Source organism: Kineococcus indalonis (assembly GCF_009906395.1).
Lineage (GTDB): Bacteria > Actinomycetota > Actinomycetes > Actinomycetales > Kineococcaceae > Kineococcus > Kineococcus indalonis.
In genome coordinates this window covers 1-973 of record NZ_JAAALM010000176.1, presented here as the reverse complement: position 1 = coordinate 973, position 973 = coordinate 1, and the positions used below count along the sequence as shown (strand labels likewise).

The 973-nt window shown below is 80.4% G+C and carries 1 protein-coding gene; it reads left to right on the top strand.

Annotated elements, in window-relative coordinates:
• Positions 1-971, top strand: a 971-nt coding sequence (locus GTR00_RS22970) for an FAD-binding protein (RefSeq protein ID WP_205705500.1), incomplete at its 5' end; no start/stop codon positions are given.
• Between the last annotated feature and the right edge of the window lie 2 nt (positions 972-973).

The following is a 973-nucleotide window of genomic DNA, read 5'->3' as shown; positions in this document are numbered from 1 at the left end:
CCACGAACCCCGCCGTGGCCACCGGCGACGGCCTGGCCGCCGCCTGGCGCGCCGGGGCGCTGGTGGCGGACCTGGAGATGTACCAGTTCCACCCCACGGTGGCCGCCGCGCGCGAGCCGTTCCTCGTCTCCGAGGCCGTGCGCGGCGAGGGCGCGGTGCTGCTGGACGCCACCGGTCACCGGTTCATGCCGGCGGTGCACCCGCGCGCGGAACTGGCCCCGCGCGACGTCGTGGCCCGCGCCACCGGGCGGGCGGTGGCCGCGCACGGCGGCCGCCCGGCGCTGCTGGACGCCACCGGGCTGCGCGCCCGCACGGGCCGCTCGTTCGCGGCCCGGTTCCCGGGCATCGCCGCGATGTGCGCGGCCGCCGGGATCGACCCGGACCGCGACCCGGTGCCGGTGACGCCGGCGGCGCACTACCTCATGGGCGGGGTGCGCACCGACGCCTCCGGGCGCACCAGCGTGCCGGGGTTGTGGGCGGCCGGGGAGGTGGCGTGCACCGGCGTGCACGGCGCGAACCGGCTGGCCTCGAACTCCCTGCTGGAGGCGCTGGTCACCGGCTCGCGGGTGGCCGCCGACGTGGCCGCGGTGGCCGGCGGCGCCCCGGACGCGCCGCCGGTGTTCGGCGCCGACGAGGTGGTGGACGTGGTGGACACCGCCGCGGCCCGCGCCTCGCACGTGGCCCGCCGCGACCTGCGCGCGGCGCTGTGGGAGCACGCGGGGCTGTTCCGCGACGCGGCCGGCCTGGAGGTCGCCGCCAAGCTGCTCACCCCCGAGGAGACCCCCCTGGACCTGGCGGGCCTGCCCGGCGCGGACCGCCGCGCCCGGGAGGACGCCAACCTCGTGCTGGTGGCCCGGCTGCTGGTCGCCGCCGCCGCGCTGCGCACCGAGAGCCTGGGCGCGCACCACCGCGAGGACCACCCGGAAACCCCCGGCGCGCCGCGCCGGCGCACCCTGCGGAGGACCGCGTGAAC